This is a genomic window from Agarivorans sp. Z349TD_8 (assembly GCF_050870825.2).
Taxonomy (GTDB): domain Bacteria; phylum Pseudomonadota; class Gammaproteobacteria; order Enterobacterales; family Celerinatantimonadaceae; genus Agarivorans.
Genome location: NZ_CP194037.2, coordinates 4301272 through 4319874 on the forward strand (window position 1 = coordinate 4301272; position 18603 = coordinate 4319874).

Sequence of the window (18603 nt, forward strand, 5' to 3'; positions counted from 1 at the left end):
AGAGGCATTTGTATGCTAGATAAAGTTGTTATCGCTAACCGTGGTGAAATTGCCCTACGGATTTTGCGCGCCTGTAAAGAGCTCGGTATTAAGACTGTTGCCGTACACTCAACCGCAGACCGCGATTTAAAGCACGTCTTATTAGCCGATGAATCCATTTGTATTGGTAAACCCGCTGCAAGTGAAAGTTACTTAGATATTCCACGCATTATTGCCGCAGCTGAAGTCACCGATGCAGTCGCTATTCACCCGGGTTATGGTTTTCTATCAGAGAATGCCGAATTCTCTGAAATCGTCGAGAAAAGTGGTTTCATTTTTATTGGCCCCACAGCTGAGACCATCCGCATGATGGGTGATAAGGTTGAAGCGATTAAGGCGATGAAAAAAGCGGGTGTTCCCTGTGTACCTGGCTCAGACGGCCCGCTTAGTGAAGATGAAAAGAAAAATATTCAAATCGCCAAGCGAATTGGTTACCCAGTAATCATTAAAGCCGCTGGTGGTGGTGGTGGTCGTGGTATGCGCGTGGTTCATCAAGAAAGTGAATTAGTACAAAGCATTGCGATGACCAAAGCTGAAGCCGGAGCGGCCTTTAATAATGATATCGTCTACATGGAAAAATACTTGGAAAATCCTCGCCATGTAGAGGTTCAAGTATTATCCGACGGTCAAGGCAACGCAATTCACTTAGGTGAACGAGACTGTTCGATGCAACGCCGTCACCAGAAAGTCGTAGAAGAAGCACCAGCGCCGGGTATTACCGAAGACATGCGGCGCTACATTGGTGAACGTTGTACCCGTGCTTGTTTAGAAATTAACTATCGTGGTGCTGGTACTTTTGAATTCTTATATGAGAATGGTGAGTTCTACTTCATCGAAATGAATACCCGTATTCAGGTTGAACACCCCGTCACCGAGATGGTGACAGGCATCGACCTAATTAAAGAACAACTGCGGATTGCAGCAGGTCAACCGCTGTCCTTTAGTCAAGATCAGGTGAAAATTGCGGGCCACGCCATCGAATGTCGGATTAATGCCGAAGATCCAGTAAGCTTCATTCCTTCACCGGGTCGCATTAACCGCTTCCATCCTCCGGGTGGCATGGGGATCCGTTGGGACTCTCACGTATATGCCGGTTACTCAGTGCCGCCTTATTACGACTCAATGATTGGTAAGTTGATTACCTACGGCGAGAATCGTGATATTGCGATTGCACGCATGAAAAATGCCTTATCGGAGTTAGTTATCGATGGTATAAAAACCAACGTGCCTTTACAGCAAAAAATCATGCAAGACGAAAATTTCCAATTTGGTGGTGCCAACATCCACTACCTTGAGAAAAAACTCGGTCTTCAGTAAGCGTAAACGAATAGAAAATAACAAGCCCTCGAATTAATACGGGGGCTTTTTTTTGCCCAATTCCCCCTTAAAAACATAAACTTTGATCCCATTAAAAGTCGATTTTCGTTGATTATATGCTGGTTATCCAAGCTTTGAACCATTGACTATTAGCTAAATAAACCAAGCCATTGGGTATACATATCGCGTGGCTAAACCCTCGAGCTGCGTCGCATAAGTGTAAGGCAATTGTTACACTCAGGTTAAGCGTTGTGGCATTTGTAAACGGCGGCATCTATATTTATGGCTTACACTAAGAATGCGGTAACTCAAATTGGGTGGCGCGTTAATTGTTGATGTTTTCATTAGTGAATCAAGGACAGATAGCTTTAGGTCATGATTATTAAGCCAATATACGAAATACTGCCAAGCCTTTACCTGACTGCTGGTTCAGGTTCAGTGATCTGGCTAGACTCTACCCTTGGAATCGCAGGCGGTATATTGCTATTTTGTTTGGGGGCCATCGTTTGGGTAATGCGCTCCAACTGCCGCCGTTTAGATGAGGTAACCACTCTCTCGAAACGCATCACTCTGCCAGAGTCTTTATACGAGTTTACCCCCTTCTTTTTAATTGGGATCGCCTTAAGTCTTATTTCCAGCCAACAGCATATTTGGGCCTATATTCTTGCCGTATTTTGCTTATATCGCGGCACACAACTACTGTATCTGCGACATCGCTATCGCAGCTACGCTTGGCAGAAAGCCCAAAGCAGCTCAGTCGCAAATAAAAGAGCACAACCATAAATGAAGCAAATTTTACAACCAAGAACGACGTACGACCCTTTTCTTTGGGAAGTACTAATATTTAAGTAAGTGTATCAACCAACAGATAGGAGTGTTCAATGCTACCCAAAGTTATATACGAATTACTTCCTAGCGGCTATTTATCTGCTGGTACCGGGTCGATCTTATTGCTAGACCCATGGTTAGCCAATCTTGGCGGTGCAATACTATTTGCCATGGGCGCTCTCATTTGGGTGATACGCTCAAATTATCGGCGAGACGACCGCGACCGCAAATCATTTATTACTAAACATAAAGTACTGCCAGAAGCGCTCTACGAATTCATCCCCTTTGCCTATTTAGCAAGCGCAGTATTGCTACTCAGTCTACTCTCCAATACTCCTTCGCTATTTTTAGCGCTCGTAGCCTGTTATCGGGGCCTGCAATTGCTTTATAAGCGCTCACAGTATCGAAACCATAGACTAAGCAGAGCCAATTAGACTGAGGCACCCGCACAATTTTTAGATGCTAAGCACAATCTAACGCAGTACACTGGCCGGCTAATCGACTAGAGGAGCGGACGATGCCTTGGATCCAGCTAAAAATTAACGCCACAAAAGACAGTGCCGAACAGATCAGCGACTTATTAATGGAGACCGGCTGCCAAGCCGTCACCTTTTTAGACCGTCATGACACCCCTGTATTTGAGCCCCTATTAGGAGAAACACCACTTTGGGGCGATACCGACGTGCAAGGCTTGTACGATGCATCCGCCGACATGGCACCAGTTCTCGACTTTTTGCGTCAAGCCAAAGTCGTGGATGACGACAACTACAAACTCGACCAGCTTGAGGATAAAGATTGGGAGCGCGAGTGGATGAAAGACTTCCACCCGATGCAGTTTGGCGAACGCCTATGGGTATGCCCAAGCTGGACCGATGTGCCCGATCCCAAGGCCGTTAATGTGCTGCTAGACCCTGGACTTGCCTTTGGTACAGGCACCCACCCCACCACTGCTCTCTGTTTAAAATGGCTCGACCAGCTCGATCTCAGTGGTAAAACCGTGGTCGACTTTGGTTGCGGTAGTGGCATCCTCGCCATTGCAGCCATCAAACTAGGTGCCGAGCGGGTGGTTGGCATCGACATTGATCCTCAAGCGCTGCTGGCCAGTAAAGATAACGCCGAGCGTAATGCTGTGGCCGAAAAACTCGAACTTTACCTGCCCAAAGATCAACCCAGCGACTTTAAAGCCGACATAGTGGTGGCTAATATTCTCGCTGGGCCACTCAAAGAACTATCGGATATCATTCTTGCCTACTTAAAACCGAAGGGCAGCATTGCGCTCTCAGGCATCTTAGAAGAACAAAGCGAAGCGGTATTAGCAGCCTACCAAACACAATGTGATATGGATGCCGTTGTTCTTGATCAAGAATGGTGTCGTTTAAGCGGAATAAAGCGCTAAGTTCACCTTTTATGTGGTAGGTTCCTCGTTTTACCGAGCTTCCTGCCATATTATCCAACTAAAAATCCAGCTTTTTTTTTAAGAAATGTTCAAATAATAGCCTTTTCAGCGTGCTCAAAAAGTCGTAAACTACGCCGCCCTGAGATTGAGAAGAACGCGAGTCATGAGAATAGGTCGTTATCAACTGGACAATCCGGTGATATTAGCACCCATGGCTGGCATTACCGATCAACCCTTTAGGCGTTTGTGTTGGCGCCTAGGCGCGGGGCTTACGGTTTCAGAGATGTTGTCGAGTAACCCTCGGGTATGGAACAGCAAAAAATCGCTAAACCGAATGGTTCACCTAGATGAATGCGGCATACGCAGTATTCAGATAGCTGGAGCGGATCCAGAATTGATGGCGCTAGCTGCCCAGCACAATGTGGCAAATGGTGCGCAAATTATTGACATCAACATGGGTTGCCCAGCAAAGAAAGTAAATAAAAAATTAGCTGGCTCGGCGTTGTTACAGCAACCCGAACTAGTCGCAAAAATCCTTAATGCTGTTGTACAGGCCGTTGATGTACCAGTGACCTTAAAAATCCGTACTGGATGGTCACCCGAACATCGCAATGCTTTGGCGATTGCCAAACTTGCAGAGGCGGCGGGAATTCAAGCCCTAGCGATTCATGGTCGGACGCGAGCATGTATGTATAAAGGTTTGGCTGAATACGACACCATAAAAGCAGTAAAACAAGAAGTCTCGATACCTATTGTGGCAAATGGCGACATCACCACACCGGAGCAAGCCAAGCATGTCTTGGATTACACTGGCGCGGACGCCATCATGATCGGTCGTGGAGCTCAAGGTAACCCTTGGCTTTTCAGAGAAATTAACCACTACTTAACCAGTGGCGAGCACTTAAGTGCTCCTGCGGTTGAAGAAGTGAAGGAAGTCATGCTTCACCACTTAGACAACCTATATTCGTTTTATGGGGAGTACCAAGGGGTTCGTATCGCCCGCAAACATGTGGGCTGGTACTTGAAGCAAATCGCGGACACGGACAAGTTTCGTTGTCAGTTTAACCAGCTTGAATCAGCCCTGGCACAAACGTCCGCAATTGAGCAGTTTTTCGAATAATTGTTGATCATTAATTAAATAAAAAGAGCGTCAAGTATGTTTGATTCAAATACCACCACAAACACACTTTCTACTATGACTAGCAGTGCTACGAGTACTGAAGTGAAAGAACGTCCATTGCGCGATTCTGTTGAGCAAGCTTTGCGCAACTACTTTGCCCAGTTAAATGGCGAAGATGTGTCTGAATTGTACGAATTAGTACTATCTGAAGTTGAAGCCCCGTTGCTTGACGTAGTTATGCAATATACCCGCGGCAACCAGACCCGTGCTTCAATCATGTTAGGTATCAACCGCGGTACTTTACGCAAAAAACTAAAAAAATACGGCATGAACTAAACACTAGTTTATAAGCTATTGATTAAAAAGCCAAAGTGGTTAATTTCGCTTTGGCTTTTTTGTGTTTGCTACACACCGCGTTACACATGGGAAAGTGTGTAAAATGGCTGCTATAAGCCAAAACCACCTTAAAAAGATTGTCCACTTCCCCATTAATGAGACAGTTCTAAAGTAGAGTTTTCCAGTTTTGCTCGGTAAGCTGCCGGTGGCAAATTACCGAGACTTTCATGGGTTCGTTCTTCGTTGTAATCCAAACGCCAGAACCAAGCCATTTCTCGGACTTGCTCTAGCGATTCAAATAAATACGCATCTAAAAATTCTCGACGGAATGTTCTGGTCTAATTCCATCGGACACTTAATTTTGAGACAGTATGTTAATGAATTAAGAGGTCTATATGAGTTTGAAAAAATCACACAAGAGTTATCCACAAGAATTTAAAGATGAAGCGGTACTAATGGTGTTGGAGCAAGGTTACAGTGTTGCTGATGCTGCAAAATCTCTAGGGGTTGGCACTAGCCTGCTTTACAAGTGGAAAGAAAGGTACGAAGTCCAACGGCAAGGCATCACCCTAGAAGAGTCTGAGCGTGATGAACTCAAGCGATTACGCAAAGAAAACAAAGAATTACGCATGGAGAAAGAAATACTAAAAAAGGCAAGCGCCTTCTTTGCGAAAGAAATGAAGTAAAATGTCGCTTCATAAAAAAACACTCAAATCAGTTCCCTGTTGCGCAGCTATGCCGAGTCATGAACGTAAGTAAATCAGGCTATTACGATTGGCTTAAACGCCCTGCGAACGTGATAGGCCTTGATACTTTGAAGCTTTATCGCCGTGTTCGCCAGTTATTCAAGAAAAGCCGAGGTAGCCTAGGGGATCGTGAGATGGTGAAGAAATTGCGCAAGGAAGGCTACCAAGTAGGCCGCTATGCTGTCCGTACAATGATGCACTGAAAGTGACCCAACGGCAAGCTTATAAAGTGACAACGCAGCGTAAACACTCTGACGCAGTCGCTGATAACCTGCTAAATATGAACTTTAACCCAAGCGCTGCTAATCAGGTTTGGGCTGGTGATGTGACCTACCTAAAAACAGGCGAGGGTTGGATGTATTTAGCAGTCGTGATGGATTTATACTCTCGCAGAATTGTTGGCTGGCATATTGATAAACGGATGACTACAGACTTAATTTCCAAAGCACTCATTAAAGCCTACAACTTACGGCAACCACCTAAAGGCTTAGTCTTTCACAGTGATAGAGGCTCACAGTACACCAGTAAACAATATCGTAAGCTATTAGTTGGTTTTGATATTCGAGCCAGTATGGGCGATGTAGGAGCGTGTTGGGATAATGCTGTTGTTGAACGATTCTTCGGAAGTTTAAAACACGATTGGCTGTTTAAAGTTAATCAGCCAACACGAGAATTTATGAAGCAAGATGTGGCTGCTTATATGAAGTATTACAACTTAGAGCGGCTTCATTCGGCCAATGGTGATTTATCACCGGTGGCGTTTGAAAATTCTCAACTAAAAGTGTCCAGTTTGGGTTGACCAGTACAAATTGACTTTTAAATAGAAGTCCAACCCCATTAATGATAGATTAATCATTTTATACAGGCGCACAAGGATGATTAATGCCTAGCTTCGATACAATTTGGAAAAGCTTCCCAGACAAAAGCCTCATTAAAGCAAGATGCCAAAACAAACAGGCTACTAGCTCTAAACCTTTCGGAAACTATTGTGCAATAATGTTGAGTGACGCACTGATTAAAGCAGGTGTTTCAACCGTAAATAGCAAAACAAAAACTTGTTGGTCTCATTCAGGTATGAAACATATTCTTCTTGCTGAAGAAATGGCTCACTGGCTAAAGAGATCTCAATTTAGTTGGCTAGGAAAGTTGGAAAAAATCACTCCAGCTACATTCCAAGATGATTTAGATGGCCGAACGGGGATCATTTTCTTCAAAGATTATTGGCAGCGTGGCAATGAGTCTTTTGAAAGACGTAGTGGAGATCATATAGACCTATGGAACAAGGACGAAATAACCAGTTCTTCGATGTTTACAAGAAGCATACTTGAGTTCTTAGGCCGGGTAAGTGACTTTAATGAATCTCGTGAGATTTGGTTTTGGGAGGTTAAGTAAACCAATATGAAAACAGTACTTACCTATATAGCACTAGCGATTCTTAACTTTGTTGCCAACTTTGCTATTTTCAACTATTCGTTTAACTCTCAAGCGACACCTTTCTTACTCGAAGAGCAGAGAGTTGATAGCGCTATGTTGTCATTGCAAACAACGCTACCTGCCTATATCGCTTCTGCGATTATGACTGCCTTAATTTTCTATTGGGTAGCCAAAAAGAAAAAAACTCAGTAGGAGTAATAAGAAAAATTTCCCGACGACGATAGGATGATGTAATAAAGCCCTGCATCATCCTTTTTGCATTTAGCTTTCAGTTAGAGCCCTAACAGGCGAGCTGATCATCTCGCCCGACATTCAAATCACTTAGCAAAAGCGTCAATAATCAAAGAACGCGTATCTTCAAGCTGTTCAGCTAAATGGTAAGGCCTGAAAACACCCGACACTTTTTATGGTAAAAATGTAACTTCACTATAAAAGGTAAAACCATGACCAAAGGCACACGCTATTCAGCAGAGTTCAAACAAGAAGCTGTTAATCAAATTACTGTTCACGGTTATCCCGTTGCAGATGTCGCTGAGCGCTTAGGCGTAAATACTAAAGCCTTGTATAACTGGATGCGTATCTATGCAAAACCGCCTAAACAGCGTGTTCAAGAGCAAGACCTTCAGGCTGAAGTCGCTAGGCTTAAGCGAGAGCTTAAACGCACACAGCAAGAGAGGGACATTTTAAAGGAAGCCGCCGTGTTCTTTGCAAGCGAGTCAAAGAACGCTACCCGTTCATAAAATCTCTTAGCAATCATTATCCCGTTCGGCTGCTGTGTCGGGCTTTGCAGGTGCACCCTAGTGGTTATTATGACTGGCTTAAGCAGCCACTAAGCCAACGAGAAAGTGCAGATAGAAAACTGCTAGGCCAGATAAAACAGTTCTGGATTGAGAGCGGTGGGCATTACGGTTATCGCAATATCCATAAGGATTTACTTGAAGCACGCATTACCTGTGGCCGAGACCGAGTGCTGCGATTAATGCGTCAAGCAGGGTTAAAAGCACAGCGTGGCTATCAGTCACCGAAGGGCTGTTATGGCGGTAAACCAGACATTATTGCAGCTAATACGCTTAATCGTGAATTTGCTGTAGAGGAGCCTAATCAATGGTGGGTCAGCGATATTACTTATATCCATACTCAAGAAGGCTTCCTGTTTCTTGCTGTAGTGATGGACCTCTATGCTCGCAACATCGTTGGGTGGTCTATGGGCGAACGTATGACAGAAGACTTGGTGCTTGATGCCTTAACTGCTGCGTATTGGCGGCGAAAGCCGAACAATACGGTGAACCTACATACTGATCAGGGCTCTCAATACTCCAGCCGTAACTTTAGAAAGCTACTGACTGAATTGGATATAAAGCCCAGTATGAGCCGTAGGGGAAATTGTTGGGATAACGCAGTGGCAGAAAGCTTCTTTAGCAACTTAAAGAAAGAAAAGTACGCAAAACTAAGTACAAAACGAGGGATGAGGCTAGACAAGCTATGTTCCACTATATCGAAATGTTCTACAATCCGAAACGTCGACATACTAACAATGACCGTATGTCTCCTGCGGACTTCGAGCAACAGTATTTTGAGAGCCTAGAAAGTGTCTAGGATTCTCAGGCCTTACCATACATCGCCATAGGCGTTGGTCTTGCATTCGCCCGTTTCGGTATCTACAGTTTGTTGGTAGTACACCCTTAATGGCCGATTGGCTAACTTGCACCACACACCGCCCATTACTTTGGTGAATTCTTTCCAGTTGGCGGTATCAGCGGCTTTAAAGGCTTGTTGGATGATTTCATCAAACTGACAAACTTTCGTAAATCGACGAAGCTCTCGCCATACGGTGACCGATGCCCCGCCCACTTGTTGAAACTGCCTTATGCGCCAGCACACCGGCCATACGTTAACTCTAGTGGCGGCTTCTATGGGCTACGCAATTCAACAACGTAAACGGTCGTTAGCTTGGAGGGGCGCTTAAGATTTTTCATTGCTAGTGCCCCGGCAAAATGCTTTAATGTTAAAAATATTAATAACTTATTTTAAGGAAAACATATTGAAAAGCTCAATCATGGCTTTGACTATGTTGATTTCAACGTTTACTTTCGCTGGTGAGTTGGTTGTTTCACCATCTTTTAAAATTACTTATCCGGAGCCGGAGTTAATTTCTCACAGCGCAGACACTCTGATTCTAAAGTATGGCGATTGGAACTTTTCCCACGCAATCATCAACCCTGAAACCATGTACGCATCAATTGACTTATCAGGGCTTGAACTTGCATTCGTAAAGTCGATTTTTTCTCCAGAAGTAAGAGAAACACAAGCAACATGGTTAGCAGCATTAGCGGCCGAGCAAGCAGCAACATTTGGACTACTGTCCACTTCCCCATTAATGAGACAGTTCTAAAGTAGAGTTTTCCAGTTTTGCTCGGTAAGCTGCCGGTGGCAAATTACCGAGACTTTCATGGGTTCGTTCTTCGTTGTAATCCAAACGCCAGAACCAAGCCATTTCTCGGACTTGCTCTAGCGATTCAAATAAATACGCATCTAAAAATTCTCGACGGAACGAGCCATTGAAGCGTTCCACAAATCCATTTTGCTGAGGCTTACCTGGCTGGATATAAACCAGTTGAATATGGTGCTGTTCACACCAATCGGTCAGCCTTGCCGAGATAAGCTCAGACCCGTTATCGACTCGTAATTGAACCGGTAGACTACGCTCAGCTTTAAGTTGCTCAAGTACGCGTACAACGCGCTCTGCTGGCAATGACGTATCCACCTCAATGGCAAGGCATTCCCGTGTACCTTCATCGACCACATTCAGTGTGCGGAAGCGTTTCCCGCAATACAGTCCGTCATGCATAAAATCTAAGGCCCATTGATAGTCGGCTTTCGCTTCAACCTGTAATGGTTGCGCAATTCGCTTCGGTAATACCCGTTTAACCCGCCGTTTAAGGTTGAGTCCCATTTGGCAATACACGCGATAAACGCGCTTATGATTGAATGGATAACCTTTGTAACGCAGTCGGCCAAAGCACTTCCAAAAGCCCGCTCTCGGGGACTTCTTAAGCTCAGTATTCAGTGCATCAATGACAGCAGCATCCCTTTGTCGCCAATCGACTAATGGCCGGTAATAACTTGAACGGCTGATGTCAGCCAAGGCACAGGCTTTCAGAATGCTCAAGCCTGCATCAACCAATAATTGGGCACTGCTCCGTTTTTCTGCTGTCACCAGCCCTTTTTTGCGAAGAGCTCCTTCATCGCATGATTTTCCAAACTGACTTCGGCAAATAGCTTTTTCAGCTTCAAATTTTCCTCTTCCAACTCTTTGACTCGCTTGAGTTCAGAAGCATCCATGCCACCGTACTTTGATTTCCACTTATAGTACGTAGCGTTACTCATGCCGTGTTTACGACAGATATCTTCGACCTTCATCCCCGCGTCAGCTTCTTTGAGAATGTTGACGATCTGCGTTTCAGTAAAGCGTGATTTTTTCATGGCGTTCTCCTACGTTAATGAGTGTAGAAAACTCCATTTAAATTTGTGTCATTTTAGGGGAAGTGGACACTACCAGCAAATAAAGCGATAGAGAAAACTCTAGGCACCGCAAAAATCTATGCTGTCTATAGCGCTGATGAAGCTATGGGGCATATTTTCTTAGTCGAAGAAGAACAGGCTCACTACCTAACAATGTTAGGCAATAAAAAGCGATTCTCAGAACTATTGTCGGCAATCAAGGAAAGATAAATGGCGCTCGACACAACAGACAAACAACAACTTAAAACCTTTCTTGTTTCAGAGTATGGCCAGCAGGTGAGAGGCTGGGCGGTTAACGATAAGACTTTTGACTTAACTTACAAGCTATTGAGCGAATCTAGAAAATGCTCCGATCTGATGGATTTAGTACCAAGGCCTATGCCCTATGGTCAAGCACCGATCAAGTGGCTATCAAAAGAAGTGCGCAAAGCCATTCTTCGAAAGGTAAATAATAGCCCTAAACACTACTCCGCTTGTGTAAAAACCAGTGCGTTAAAGATGAAAACTCAATTCATCATGATTGCTAATGGTTTATAATAGTCAATTGAGCTAGAACAGAGGGCGTTCAGAATTCTGTGTCAGCTAATTTTTCCTAGATATCTAAGGCATCATCCAAGCGCCTCAAAGCGGATCGCCAGTTTGAATACGGTGCCTGTCAGTTTAGATTGAGCTAAGTTCTTCTCAGCCCAAATCGATTTCCGATCAGTAATGTCGCCAGTGGTGTGCCTTATGCGCCAGCACACCGGCCATACGTTAACTCTAGTAGCGGCTTCCGACAACAATACAAACTTTTCCCAAACAACTCCTTTGTTAGTTCTCTTCATCCGGTTTAGTTCCAAAGCGGATTTCATATTTAAGTCCGTCAGTTGGGAATATTTCCGTAGATTCACCATTCCAAATGGCTATATCAGAAGCTGATTTAGCCAACAGTAACCCTTCAGCAAAAAGCTCATTATCTTTGGACAAGAAAATACATTTCTGTTTTTGACTAAGCTCAGATTGCTCACAACCGTGAAAACTATCCAGATCTCTTTCGGCAGAAGCTTTACCTTGCCACACTCCCGCAGCTGGAAGCAGAAGCAACAACCAAAATAAACAAATTAAGCCATATGGAAAAATGGACCCAAGAAAAGCCCCGATAGCAGGGAAAATAACGTAGCTTTCAAATTGCTCATAAAACCCTTTTCTTTCAATGAAGGAAACCAAAGAGTTTTTCATTGGATTCCGGAACCCATACATGAGAGCAAAAAACGAAATAAACCCCACGCCCCCAGAGATAACCAAGAACCACACATTATTATTAAGATACTTATATGCATTTGAAACAACAATAAACATGAAAACAAACGCACCAACTAAATGGTCTTGAATTGAGCGTGGGAAAAAATCACTGTTAACTCCAAACCCATCTAAGTAGCTATAATGATAAAAATACCCCATCAAATAGAGCACTGGCACTGAAATGGTCATTAGGCCAACAATACGATTTAACGTAAATAGCCTCAAAATAGGATGCTTACCCTGTTCAGCGGCCTTAACTTCAACTTCCATGTATTCGCCTAATCTACAGAACAGCTATTGATATATAAAATGATAAATCATGTTAAGGCATTGAAGCAATTGGACATACCTCGATATGGTTAACAAAAGTAAATTATTCGAACCCTCACGACTTTGTTAACGCTATTTCTTGCACCAAAGCTGCCTCAGCAATATACTGACTTTACTATCAGTAATCAGTCAAGGAATGACGGTGCGAAAACAACTAAAAAATTTCAGTCCAAGTGAAATACTCATCACTGCTGATGATGCCCGACTTATACTCAAGTTTATTTTTAAGCCTTCTGAGCACTCAATAATTGATCAGCTTCCAATGAACCATAGAGAACTGAATCTAGCTCAAGGTCTATTGGTTGAAGCTATTGATGCTTCGTACTCCATTGGATATGTCGAGGCTTTGTTTAGAAGTACCGCAAATCCCTCAGCTAAAGCCTTTAGCATAATGAGAAAGTTTGCTAAATCATCGAAAAAGCATTGGTATAAACATGCTACGTCCACAGACCTACTAAGCATCAAAATTTATGACTTTGTCGTGAACGAATTAGCAAGAAGGTTTAAAAGCTTGCTAGCCATTTACTTAGTAAAAAAAGTAGATACAAACGAAAAAAACCTCCCGTTAACGGCATTTCTCGATTACAAGATTCCTGCTAACCATTTACCAAAACTGTGGAGTTAATATGTCTATAAAATCAAAAATAACTGCACTGGTAACAACGGTTGCATTGTGCTCAATAGGTTTAGCTCTATATTCATTATCGGTGATGAGTACATATCAACTCATCATGTGCTCTACAGGTGAACAAGGATTTCGCGCCCCTCCAAGCGCTTGTGACGTTTACCTAAAGCAATTTAGATACAATGAGCAGGGCGTTAACGATTTAGCCGAAGGTGGATTAGACCCAATACTCAACCTTGATGGAAACCTTAAGTACGATATAGCTCAAGCATTTATCAATGAAGGACTAGAGGTAGATGCCGGTAATAGCTACCTACCCTCACCTCACAACACTCTAACTCCATTACAGATAAATGTAATAACGAAGAATGTCGCTAACCTTAAATTTCTGTTAAGTAATGGCGCAAGCGTAGAGTCGTCACTAGACCTAGTTAACTCATTGATGATGAAAGACTCTGACCCAGCTCTAGTAGAAATAAAGAAACTACTAAGCGATTCAACTAACGTGAACAGCTAGTTGCTTGGTGGGGCGATTAAGAGGCCAATATGAAACAAACAGTTGGCCTTTGACCATTTTTCTTAGCTAAAGCAGAAGTGGATATTTTTTGTGTCATTTGGCAATCCTTAGCATACTTCAACAGACGCAACTGTTTACTTGAGACTCAATTAGATATGCTAACAATATGAAAATAAACAACAAGAGTGAAGCAAGTTGATACAAATCATGATAATTAACTTAAGTATCTATATAGAATGTATTATTGCTCTTAGGATGCGGGGTAAATATGGAAAAAGGCGTACTGAAAAAATGGGATAACATCAAAGGATTTGGTTTCATATCCGTAACTGGTGAACCCAAAGATGTGTTTATCCATATATCATCTTTAAAATTAATGCCCAGAAAACCGCGTGTCGGCGATACGATTCAGTTTCAAATAGAACATCAACCCAATGGAAAAACCAAAGCCTACAACTGCAGTATTCAAGGGCTTCCCCCCACAAGCTCCAATAAGCCTTATAACCATTCACAGCAAAGGAAAATAGATCGCAATAAAAAGCCAAGTGTATTGACAATATTGATCCCTGCTCTTGCGGTTATAGGTGCGATTTTTCTGTATCAAACATTTGCTCCTCAATACTCGACTACTGAGAGCCCATCACTTCTCCCCAATATAGAAAGTTCTGCATTTGAGAACTCTTCAAGCTTTTCTACCAGTAGCAACTTTAGCTGCGAAGGAAAAACACATTGCAGCCAAATGAATTCATGCGAGGAAGCCAAATTTTACTTAGCAAACTGCCCTAATACTAAAATGGACGGTGATGGCGATGGGGTGCCGTGCGAGCGACAGCACTGTACTTCTTTCTAGAATTGAGATTAAGGATAAAATCTATTTGCCTAGTGCTTTCATAATGAGCAGCAGAGCTATAGATTGAGCTGTTTAATAATCGCAAGTAAGTCAAAAGGTTTGTTAAGCTGAGGCTCTTTTAGAAAAGCGATTAACTCTTCAGAATTAAGCGCATCAATATCATTCGCTAGCTCTTCGGGTTTAAAATTCTGTTTTATTTGTAGCCACTCTTCGAGTTGCTTTTTATCTTCAGTTTGAGCCGCATATTCAACGAGTGAAAGGGAGTATCCATCGACCTGCACTTGAGTACAACGCTCCATCGCTTCGTGGCTGGCAATGAGTAGTACGACCTTTTTACTTTCTGATGGTAAGTCTGCAAACCATTTGCTGGTTAGCTTATCTACTTCTATCTGGCTTCTACGGCCTTCTCTGCAAATCTCAGTTTTAGCATTTAAGGCTTGGTACTTAAGCTCCAAATCTTTTGCTAGATCTTCATTGCTTGTAAGCAAAGACGCAGAGGTAGCAGCCGCTGAAAACGTAAGAGTTAAGCACATTGTTAATAATATAAGCCTATAGAGCATTGTATACGCACTCCCAAAAACGCCTTTCTTTACCGTGAGTGTAAATAGATGCGGTGCCTGCAATGTCTTCTAGCTTTTTCCGTTTTATTTCGGGAATACTTTTTAAAGCGTTGGCGTACAACTCCCAGTTGTAATTTGATAACCCGTAGAGCTCAACTCTGCCGTTTTATAGGTGCCTCGACCTGCAAATATCTGAAAAAACGGTACGATGCTAATGAGCTTATCCAACAAACTCGCCATCTCAACGGTATCGTTCATCTGCTCGATGTATCGTAGCGTTCTATCGCTAGGCTCAAAGCCCTGCAAATGACAGTAACGTCTCTTATTCATAAGGCCTCCACAAAATAATTGTCAACCCTATCAGTAGCACACCTCCCAATCAATTTAAATGTGTCTGACGATTTAGTTTTGCTTTATCTTGTGAGTTGGCAGCAAAACGATTGGATATACCTCTATATGGTTAACATAGCAGGGCACCCTATGATGCCCTGCAATTTATTAGCCCCCATCTATATGCTAGAACTCACTTCAATGATGCTTTCTCGCAAGATGTCATAAATGCTAGCAATGATCTTCTCATCAAGAATTAGCGGTGGCGAGAGGATCAGACAATTGCCCAGAGGACGGGCGATAAGACCGCGCTTCTGGGCCGCCTGCGCTACTTTCATTCCCACCATCTCCTGCTCTGCAAATGGCGTTTTATTCGCTTTATCTTTAATAAATTCGATGCCAATCATGAAGTGGCTACCACGAACTTCGCCGACCAGTTCAAGGCTCGCTAATTCTTTTAGTGAATGCTCAAATAGCTTGCCTGTTACTCGAACTTGCTCTGGGATCCGTTGCTGCTCCATCAGTGCGATGTTTGCCAATCCGGCCGCAGCGGCTGCAGGATGACCGGAATATGTCATACCGTGTAAAAAGGTCTCGCCTGGCCGAGAAATCACCTCATGAATTTCATCGGAAATAATCGTCGCCGACAAGGGCTGGTAACCAGACGTTAAACCTTTTGCGGTGGTAATGATGTCTGGCGTAATACCAAACACATCCTTAGATGCGAAAAAGTGACCCAGTCGACCAAAGGCGGTCACCACTTCATCGGAAATATATTTAATATCGTTTGCTGCACATACTTCTGCCATACGCACATGATAACCGTCTGGCGCGGTGATCACCCCCCCCGCCCCCATAATCGGCTCCGCAATAAATGCTGCTATATTTTCGGCGCCGATGTCGTGAATATTCACTTTAAGATCGGTGATCAAGCTGTCAAGGAATTCGGCTTCAGTCATGTCACCGCCTTCCTTCCAAAAATGCGGGCATTTAATATGATGAACTAACTCCGAAGCACTGTCCCAGCCCTTACTGTAAGCGGGCGTGGTCATCGCCATTGATAGGTGCGTAGACCCATGATAGGCACCGATGCGACTGAGTACTTTTTTCTTGTTCGGGCGACCGAGGCGATTATTGTAGTGATGCAGCATCCGAATAGCGGAATCATTGGCAACAGAACCTGAGTTGGCGAAATACACATGGTTAAGATGACCGGGGGCAAGTTCGGCAACTTTCGCGGCTAATTTTGCGGCTGTCGGGTGGGTAAAATTGTAGAAAGTCGAGTAGTAATCCAGGGTATTAAGCTGCTCGCTAATCGCATCGATAATTTCTTTACGCTTGTGCCCAACATTCACACACCACAAGCCGCCGATTCCGTCGATGAGCTGGTTTCCGTCACTTTCTTTAACGTAATACCCTTCTGCCTCAGTAATCACCGTCAACGAGTCTTGGTCTTTTAAGCTATTTAGATCGGCAAAAGACTGGATCAAGTGTTCATCTGCAGCCAGAACTGCCTTTCTGTCTGTCGGTAGATTAATTGTCATTTATATAACCTCTAGGTAATCTTCAAGCTGTGTCGAGTTGGCATTCATCGCAGCTTTAATTGGGCTGAGATCGGTGATAAACAGAGTCTCGGTCGATCCGGCCATCGCTATCGGCTGTGAATCTGAGCCAACAATCAAAGACAGGCCTGCGTACTGCAGTCCCTGCTCGATTCCGCAGTAATTTGCATAAACGATGGTGAGTCCCATTTCTGCCGCTCTGGCTGGAACCAAGGTTCGGGACACGTGTTCGAATCCCATCGGGTTTGCTGTCGGAACTAAAATAAGCGTAACGCCTTGCTCAGCTAAAGCCCGGCAATGCTGTGGAAACTCAATGTCGTAACAAATCAGCAATGCAACTTTTTGTCCGTTCCAGTCAAAAGTTTGATAAGCCTCTCCTGCGGTAAAGCTTTGCTTTTCCATTTCGCCAAACAGCTGAATTTTTCGATAATGAGCCAGAATTTTCCCTTTTTGGTCGAAACAACTGGCTGAGTTATAAACCTTATTTCCGCTGGCTTCGGCCCAACCCAGAGTCAGACCACAACTATATTTTTGGGTCAGTTCAGACAATGTTTCGATCCAGATGCCATCGACCGTTTGTGCCAACGGTCGATGTAAGTCAGGCTGGTTGTAACCGGGGAAATAAAGCTCAGGGAATACAAGCATCTCGGCTCCGCCTTTGGCGGCGACTGAAAGACAATTTTCTACAGTCGAAAATCCTTTTTCGATATCGCCGTTGATAGGTAAACTCTGACAAAGACCAATTCTCATGGTTGATTCCCTTATTACTTTTAATTATTTATTTCTTTAAACGAGTCCAGATAGCGTCGTACATCTCTTGTACTTTTTGATCGCAGACTTGGATAAACACCCCTTTAGAGCCTTTCGGCGGGTTAGATTCGGGTGAGTTTTTCACCGCATCAGAGAGATAAGGCGTGGTCCCTTTTACTCCAGAAGAATATTGCGCATAATTTGTCACAGCGGCCGCGTTTTCCGGCTCAAGTAAGAAGTTCATAAACTTCAGCGCATTGTCGCGATTCGGGGCATCTTTCAGCAGCACGACGTTGTCCATCCAGACAATGTAGCCTTCTTTGGGAAATGCATATTCAATGTTTGCGCCTTCGGCTCTAGCTCTGGCGGAAAATCCAGACCAGATCATACCGACCGCAGCATCACCGGAAACCAGTACATCTTTCGCCACATCGGAACCAAAAGATGCCCAGTCTTTCTTGGCTTTGTTGACTAACTGGCTTAACTGTTTTAACTGGGATTTATCGGTACTACATTGCGGAATACCGAGGTGTAAGGAAGCAAGAGTGAGGGTTTCTCCTGCGGTATCGAGAACATTAATTTTGCCTTTCAGTGCTTCGGGTGGCTCAAAGATAAGTGCCGTTGAATCGATAGGGCCTTGGTAAACATCTCGATTCACTGAAAATGAGGTGGTTCCCCACTGATAAGGAATAGAGCTTTTCCTTCCGGGATCAAAAGAAACCTCAAGCCACTGCTTATCGATATTGCTAAAGTTAGGCAATTCCTCTGGTTTAAAGGTGTCGAGCATCCCTTCACCTTGCATAATTTTAACCATGTAATCGCCTGGTACCGCGACATCATAGCTGCCTAATTTCCCAGCTTTAAGTGAGGCCAATAAGGCTTCATTGCTGTCGAAGGTGTCCATCGTTACTTCGACATCATATTCTTTTGAGAACTTGTCCAATAATTCCTGAGGAATATACTCAAACCAATGGTAAATCGATAATTTTCCGGCTGCTTGCACATTCGCAGAAAGTGCCAGCAATAACATAGATGCAATCGTTGTTTTTTTCATAAGTCT

21 protein-coding genes and 3 pseudogenes are annotated in these 18603 nt (G+C 43.7%); 15 read left to right on the plus strand and 9 right to left on the minus strand.

Annotated features, from left to right (window positions below; genetic code table 11):
- Positions 1-12 precede the first annotated feature (12 nt).
- The 6 genes from accC to fis all read left to right on the plus strand — a co-directional run bounded on the left by accC (position 13) and on the right by fis (position 5036).
- On the plus strand, positions 13-1356 hold the full coding sequence (accC, locus tag ACRRS1_RS19310) for an acetyl-CoA carboxylase biotin carboxylase subunit (RefSeq protein ID WP_432468908.1): 1344 nt from the start codon (positions 13-15) through the stop codon (positions 1354-1356).
- A gap of 375 nt (positions 1357-1731) precedes the next feature.
- The gene (locus tag ACRRS1_RS19315; protein WP_432455890.1) at positions 1732-2139 is read left to right on the plus strand and encodes a hypothetical protein; all 408 of its coding nucleotides are present in this window, start codon (positions 1732-1734) and stop codon (positions 2137-2139) included.
- A gap of 98 nt (positions 2140-2237) precedes the next feature.
- On the plus strand, positions 2238-2618 hold the full coding sequence (locus ACRRS1_RS19320) for a hypothetical protein (protein ID WP_432455889.1): 381 nt from the start codon (positions 2238-2240) through the stop codon (positions 2616-2618).
- 83 nt (positions 2619-2701) lie between these two features.
- On the plus strand, positions 2702-3580 hold the full coding sequence (gene prmA / locus ACRRS1_RS19325; RefSeq protein WP_432468907.1) for a 50S ribosomal protein L11 methyltransferase: 879 nt from the start codon (positions 2702-2704) through the stop codon (positions 3578-3580).
- Positions 3581-3743: 163 nt separating this feature from the next.
- Positions 3744-4700 carry a tRNA dihydrouridine synthase DusB gene (dusB, locus tag ACRRS1_RS19330; RefSeq protein WP_432455887.1) on the plus strand — a complete coding sequence of 319 codons (957 nt, stop codon included), beginning with the start codon at positions 3744-3746 and terminating at the stop codon, positions 4698-4700.
- A gap of 36 nt (positions 4701-4736) precedes the next feature.
- Positions 4737-5036: a DNA-binding transcriptional regulator Fis gene (fis, locus tag ACRRS1_RS19335; RefSeq protein WP_016402072.1), complete on the plus strand. Its 300-nt coding sequence runs from the start codon at positions 4737-4739 to the stop codon at positions 5034-5036.
- Between the two features lie 152 nt (positions 5037-5188).
- Here the strand turns inward: fis and ACRRS1_RS19340 are convergent.
- Positions 5189-5368 (minus strand): annotated as a pseudogene (locus ACRRS1_RS19340) (integrase core domain-containing protein); the annotation flags it as partial.
- 63 nt (positions 5369-5431) lie between these two features.
- On the opposite strand from ACRRS1_RS19340, the pseudogene ACRRS1_RS19345 reads away from it, so the two are divergent.
- From ACRRS1_RS19345 to ACRRS1_RS19360, 4 genes and pseudogenes are all read left to right on the plus strand, one after another.
- Positions 5432-6581 (plus strand): annotated as a pseudogene (locus ACRRS1_RS19345) (IS3 family transposase).
- 83 nt (positions 6582-6664) lie between these two features.
- The gene (locus tag ACRRS1_RS19350) at positions 6665-7174 is read left to right on the plus strand and encodes a type VI secretion system amidase effector protein Tae4 (protein WP_432468906.1); all 510 of its coding nucleotides are present in this window, start codon (positions 6665-6667) and stop codon (positions 7172-7174) included.
- A 6-nt stretch (positions 7175-7180) separates the two neighbouring features.
- Positions 7181-7408 (plus strand): hypothetical protein, encoded by a 228-nt coding sequence (locus tag ACRRS1_RS19355; RefSeq protein WP_432468905.1) that lies wholly within the window; start codon positions 7181-7183, stop codon positions 7406-7408.
- Positions 7409-7659: 251 nt separating this feature from the next.
- Positions 7660-8812: pseudogene (locus ACRRS1_RS19360) on the plus strand (IS3 family transposase).
- A 12-nt stretch (positions 8813-8824) separates the two neighbouring features.
- Here ACRRS1_RS19360 and ACRRS1_RS19365 read toward each other — a convergent pair.
- Entirely contained in the window at positions 8825-9097 is a 273-nt protein-coding gene (locus ACRRS1_RS19365) for a hypothetical protein (protein WP_432468904.1), read from the minus strand.
- A gap of 160 nt (positions 9098-9257) precedes the next feature.
- Between ACRRS1_RS19365 and ACRRS1_RS19370 the strand changes: the two genes are divergently transcribed.
- Complete coding sequence (locus ACRRS1_RS19370) at positions 9258-9608, plus strand: hypothetical protein (protein WP_432468903.1); 351 nt, start codon at positions 9258-9260, stop codon at positions 9606-9608.
- Here ACRRS1_RS19370 and ACRRS1_RS19375 read toward each other — a convergent pair.
- Positions 9591-10699, minus strand: a protein-coding gene (locus tag ACRRS1_RS19375; RefSeq protein ID WP_432468902.1) for an IS3 family transposase whose coding sequence is annotated in 2 segments (ribosomal slippage) — positions 9591-10450 and positions 10450-10699 — 1110 coding nt in all. Because the reading frame shifts where the segments join, the coding sequence is not laid out codon by codon here. The two genes, ACRRS1_RS19370 and ACRRS1_RS19375, sit on opposite strands and share 18 nt — an antisense overlap.
- 249 nt (positions 10700-10948) lie before the next feature.
- On the opposite strand from ACRRS1_RS19375, the gene ACRRS1_RS19380 reads away from it, so the two are divergent.
- Complete coding sequence (locus tag ACRRS1_RS19380) at positions 10949-11275, plus strand: hypothetical protein (protein ID WP_432468901.1); 327 nt, start codon at positions 10949-10951, stop codon at positions 11273-11275.
- 273 nt (positions 11276-11548) lie between these two features.
- On the opposite strand, the gene ACRRS1_RS19385 is transcribed toward ACRRS1_RS19380, so the two are convergent.
- Positions 11549-12289, minus strand: coding sequence for a hypothetical protein (locus ACRRS1_RS19385; protein WP_432468900.1), 741 nt, complete (start codon positions 12287-12289; stop codon positions 11549-11551).
- A gap of 202 nt (positions 12290-12491) precedes the next feature.
- Here ACRRS1_RS19385 and ACRRS1_RS19390 point away from each other — a divergent pair, with 202 nt between their 5' ends.
- The 3 genes from ACRRS1_RS19390 to ACRRS1_RS19400 all read left to right on the plus strand — a co-directional run bounded on the left by ACRRS1_RS19390 (position 12492) and on the right by ACRRS1_RS19400 (position 14341).
- Entirely contained in the window at positions 12492-12974 is a 483-nt protein-coding gene (locus ACRRS1_RS19390) for a hypothetical protein (RefSeq protein ID WP_432455874.1), read from the plus strand.
- 1 nt (position 12975) lies between these two features.
- The gene (locus ACRRS1_RS19395) at positions 12976-13491 is read left to right on the plus strand and encodes a hypothetical protein (RefSeq protein ID WP_432468899.1); all 516 of its coding nucleotides are present in this window, start codon (positions 12976-12978) and stop codon (positions 13489-13491) included.
- 268 nt (positions 13492-13759) lie between these two features.
- Positions 13760-14341: an excalibur calcium-binding domain-containing protein gene (locus ACRRS1_RS19400; protein WP_432468898.1), complete on the plus strand. Its 582-nt coding sequence runs from the start codon at positions 13760-13762 to the stop codon at positions 14339-14341.
- Between the two features lie 56 nt (positions 14342-14397).
- On the opposite strand, the gene ACRRS1_RS19405 is transcribed toward ACRRS1_RS19400, so the two are convergent.
- The 5 genes from ACRRS1_RS19405 to ACRRS1_RS19425 all read right to left on the minus strand — a co-directional run bounded on the left by ACRRS1_RS19405 (position 14398) and on the right by ACRRS1_RS19425 (position 18597).
- The gene (locus ACRRS1_RS19405) at positions 14398-14964 is read right to left on the minus strand and encodes a hypothetical protein (RefSeq protein ID WP_432468897.1); all 567 of its coding nucleotides are present in this window, start codon (positions 14962-14964) and stop codon (positions 14398-14400) included.
- 39 nt (positions 14965-15003) lie between these two features.
- Entirely contained in the window at positions 15004-15231 is a 228-nt protein-coding gene (locus ACRRS1_RS19410) for a hypothetical protein (RefSeq protein WP_432468896.1), read from the minus strand.
- 179 nt (positions 15232-15410) lie between these two features.
- A complete protein-coding gene (locus ACRRS1_RS19415) occupies positions 15411-16775 on the minus strand; it encodes an aminotransferase class III-fold pyridoxal phosphate-dependent enzyme (protein ID WP_432455865.1) in 1365 nt (454 codons plus the stop codon).
- Positions 16776-17543, minus strand: coding sequence for a carbon-nitrogen hydrolase family protein (locus ACRRS1_RS19420; protein WP_432455864.1), 768 nt, complete (start codon positions 17541-17543; stop codon positions 16776-16778).
- 28 nt (positions 17544-17571) lie between these two features.
- Positions 17572-18597 (minus strand): extracellular solute-binding protein, encoded by a 1026-nt coding sequence (locus ACRRS1_RS19425; protein ID WP_432455863.1) that lies wholly within the window; start codon positions 18595-18597, stop codon positions 17572-17574.
- Positions 18598-18603 lie beyond the last annotated feature (6 nt).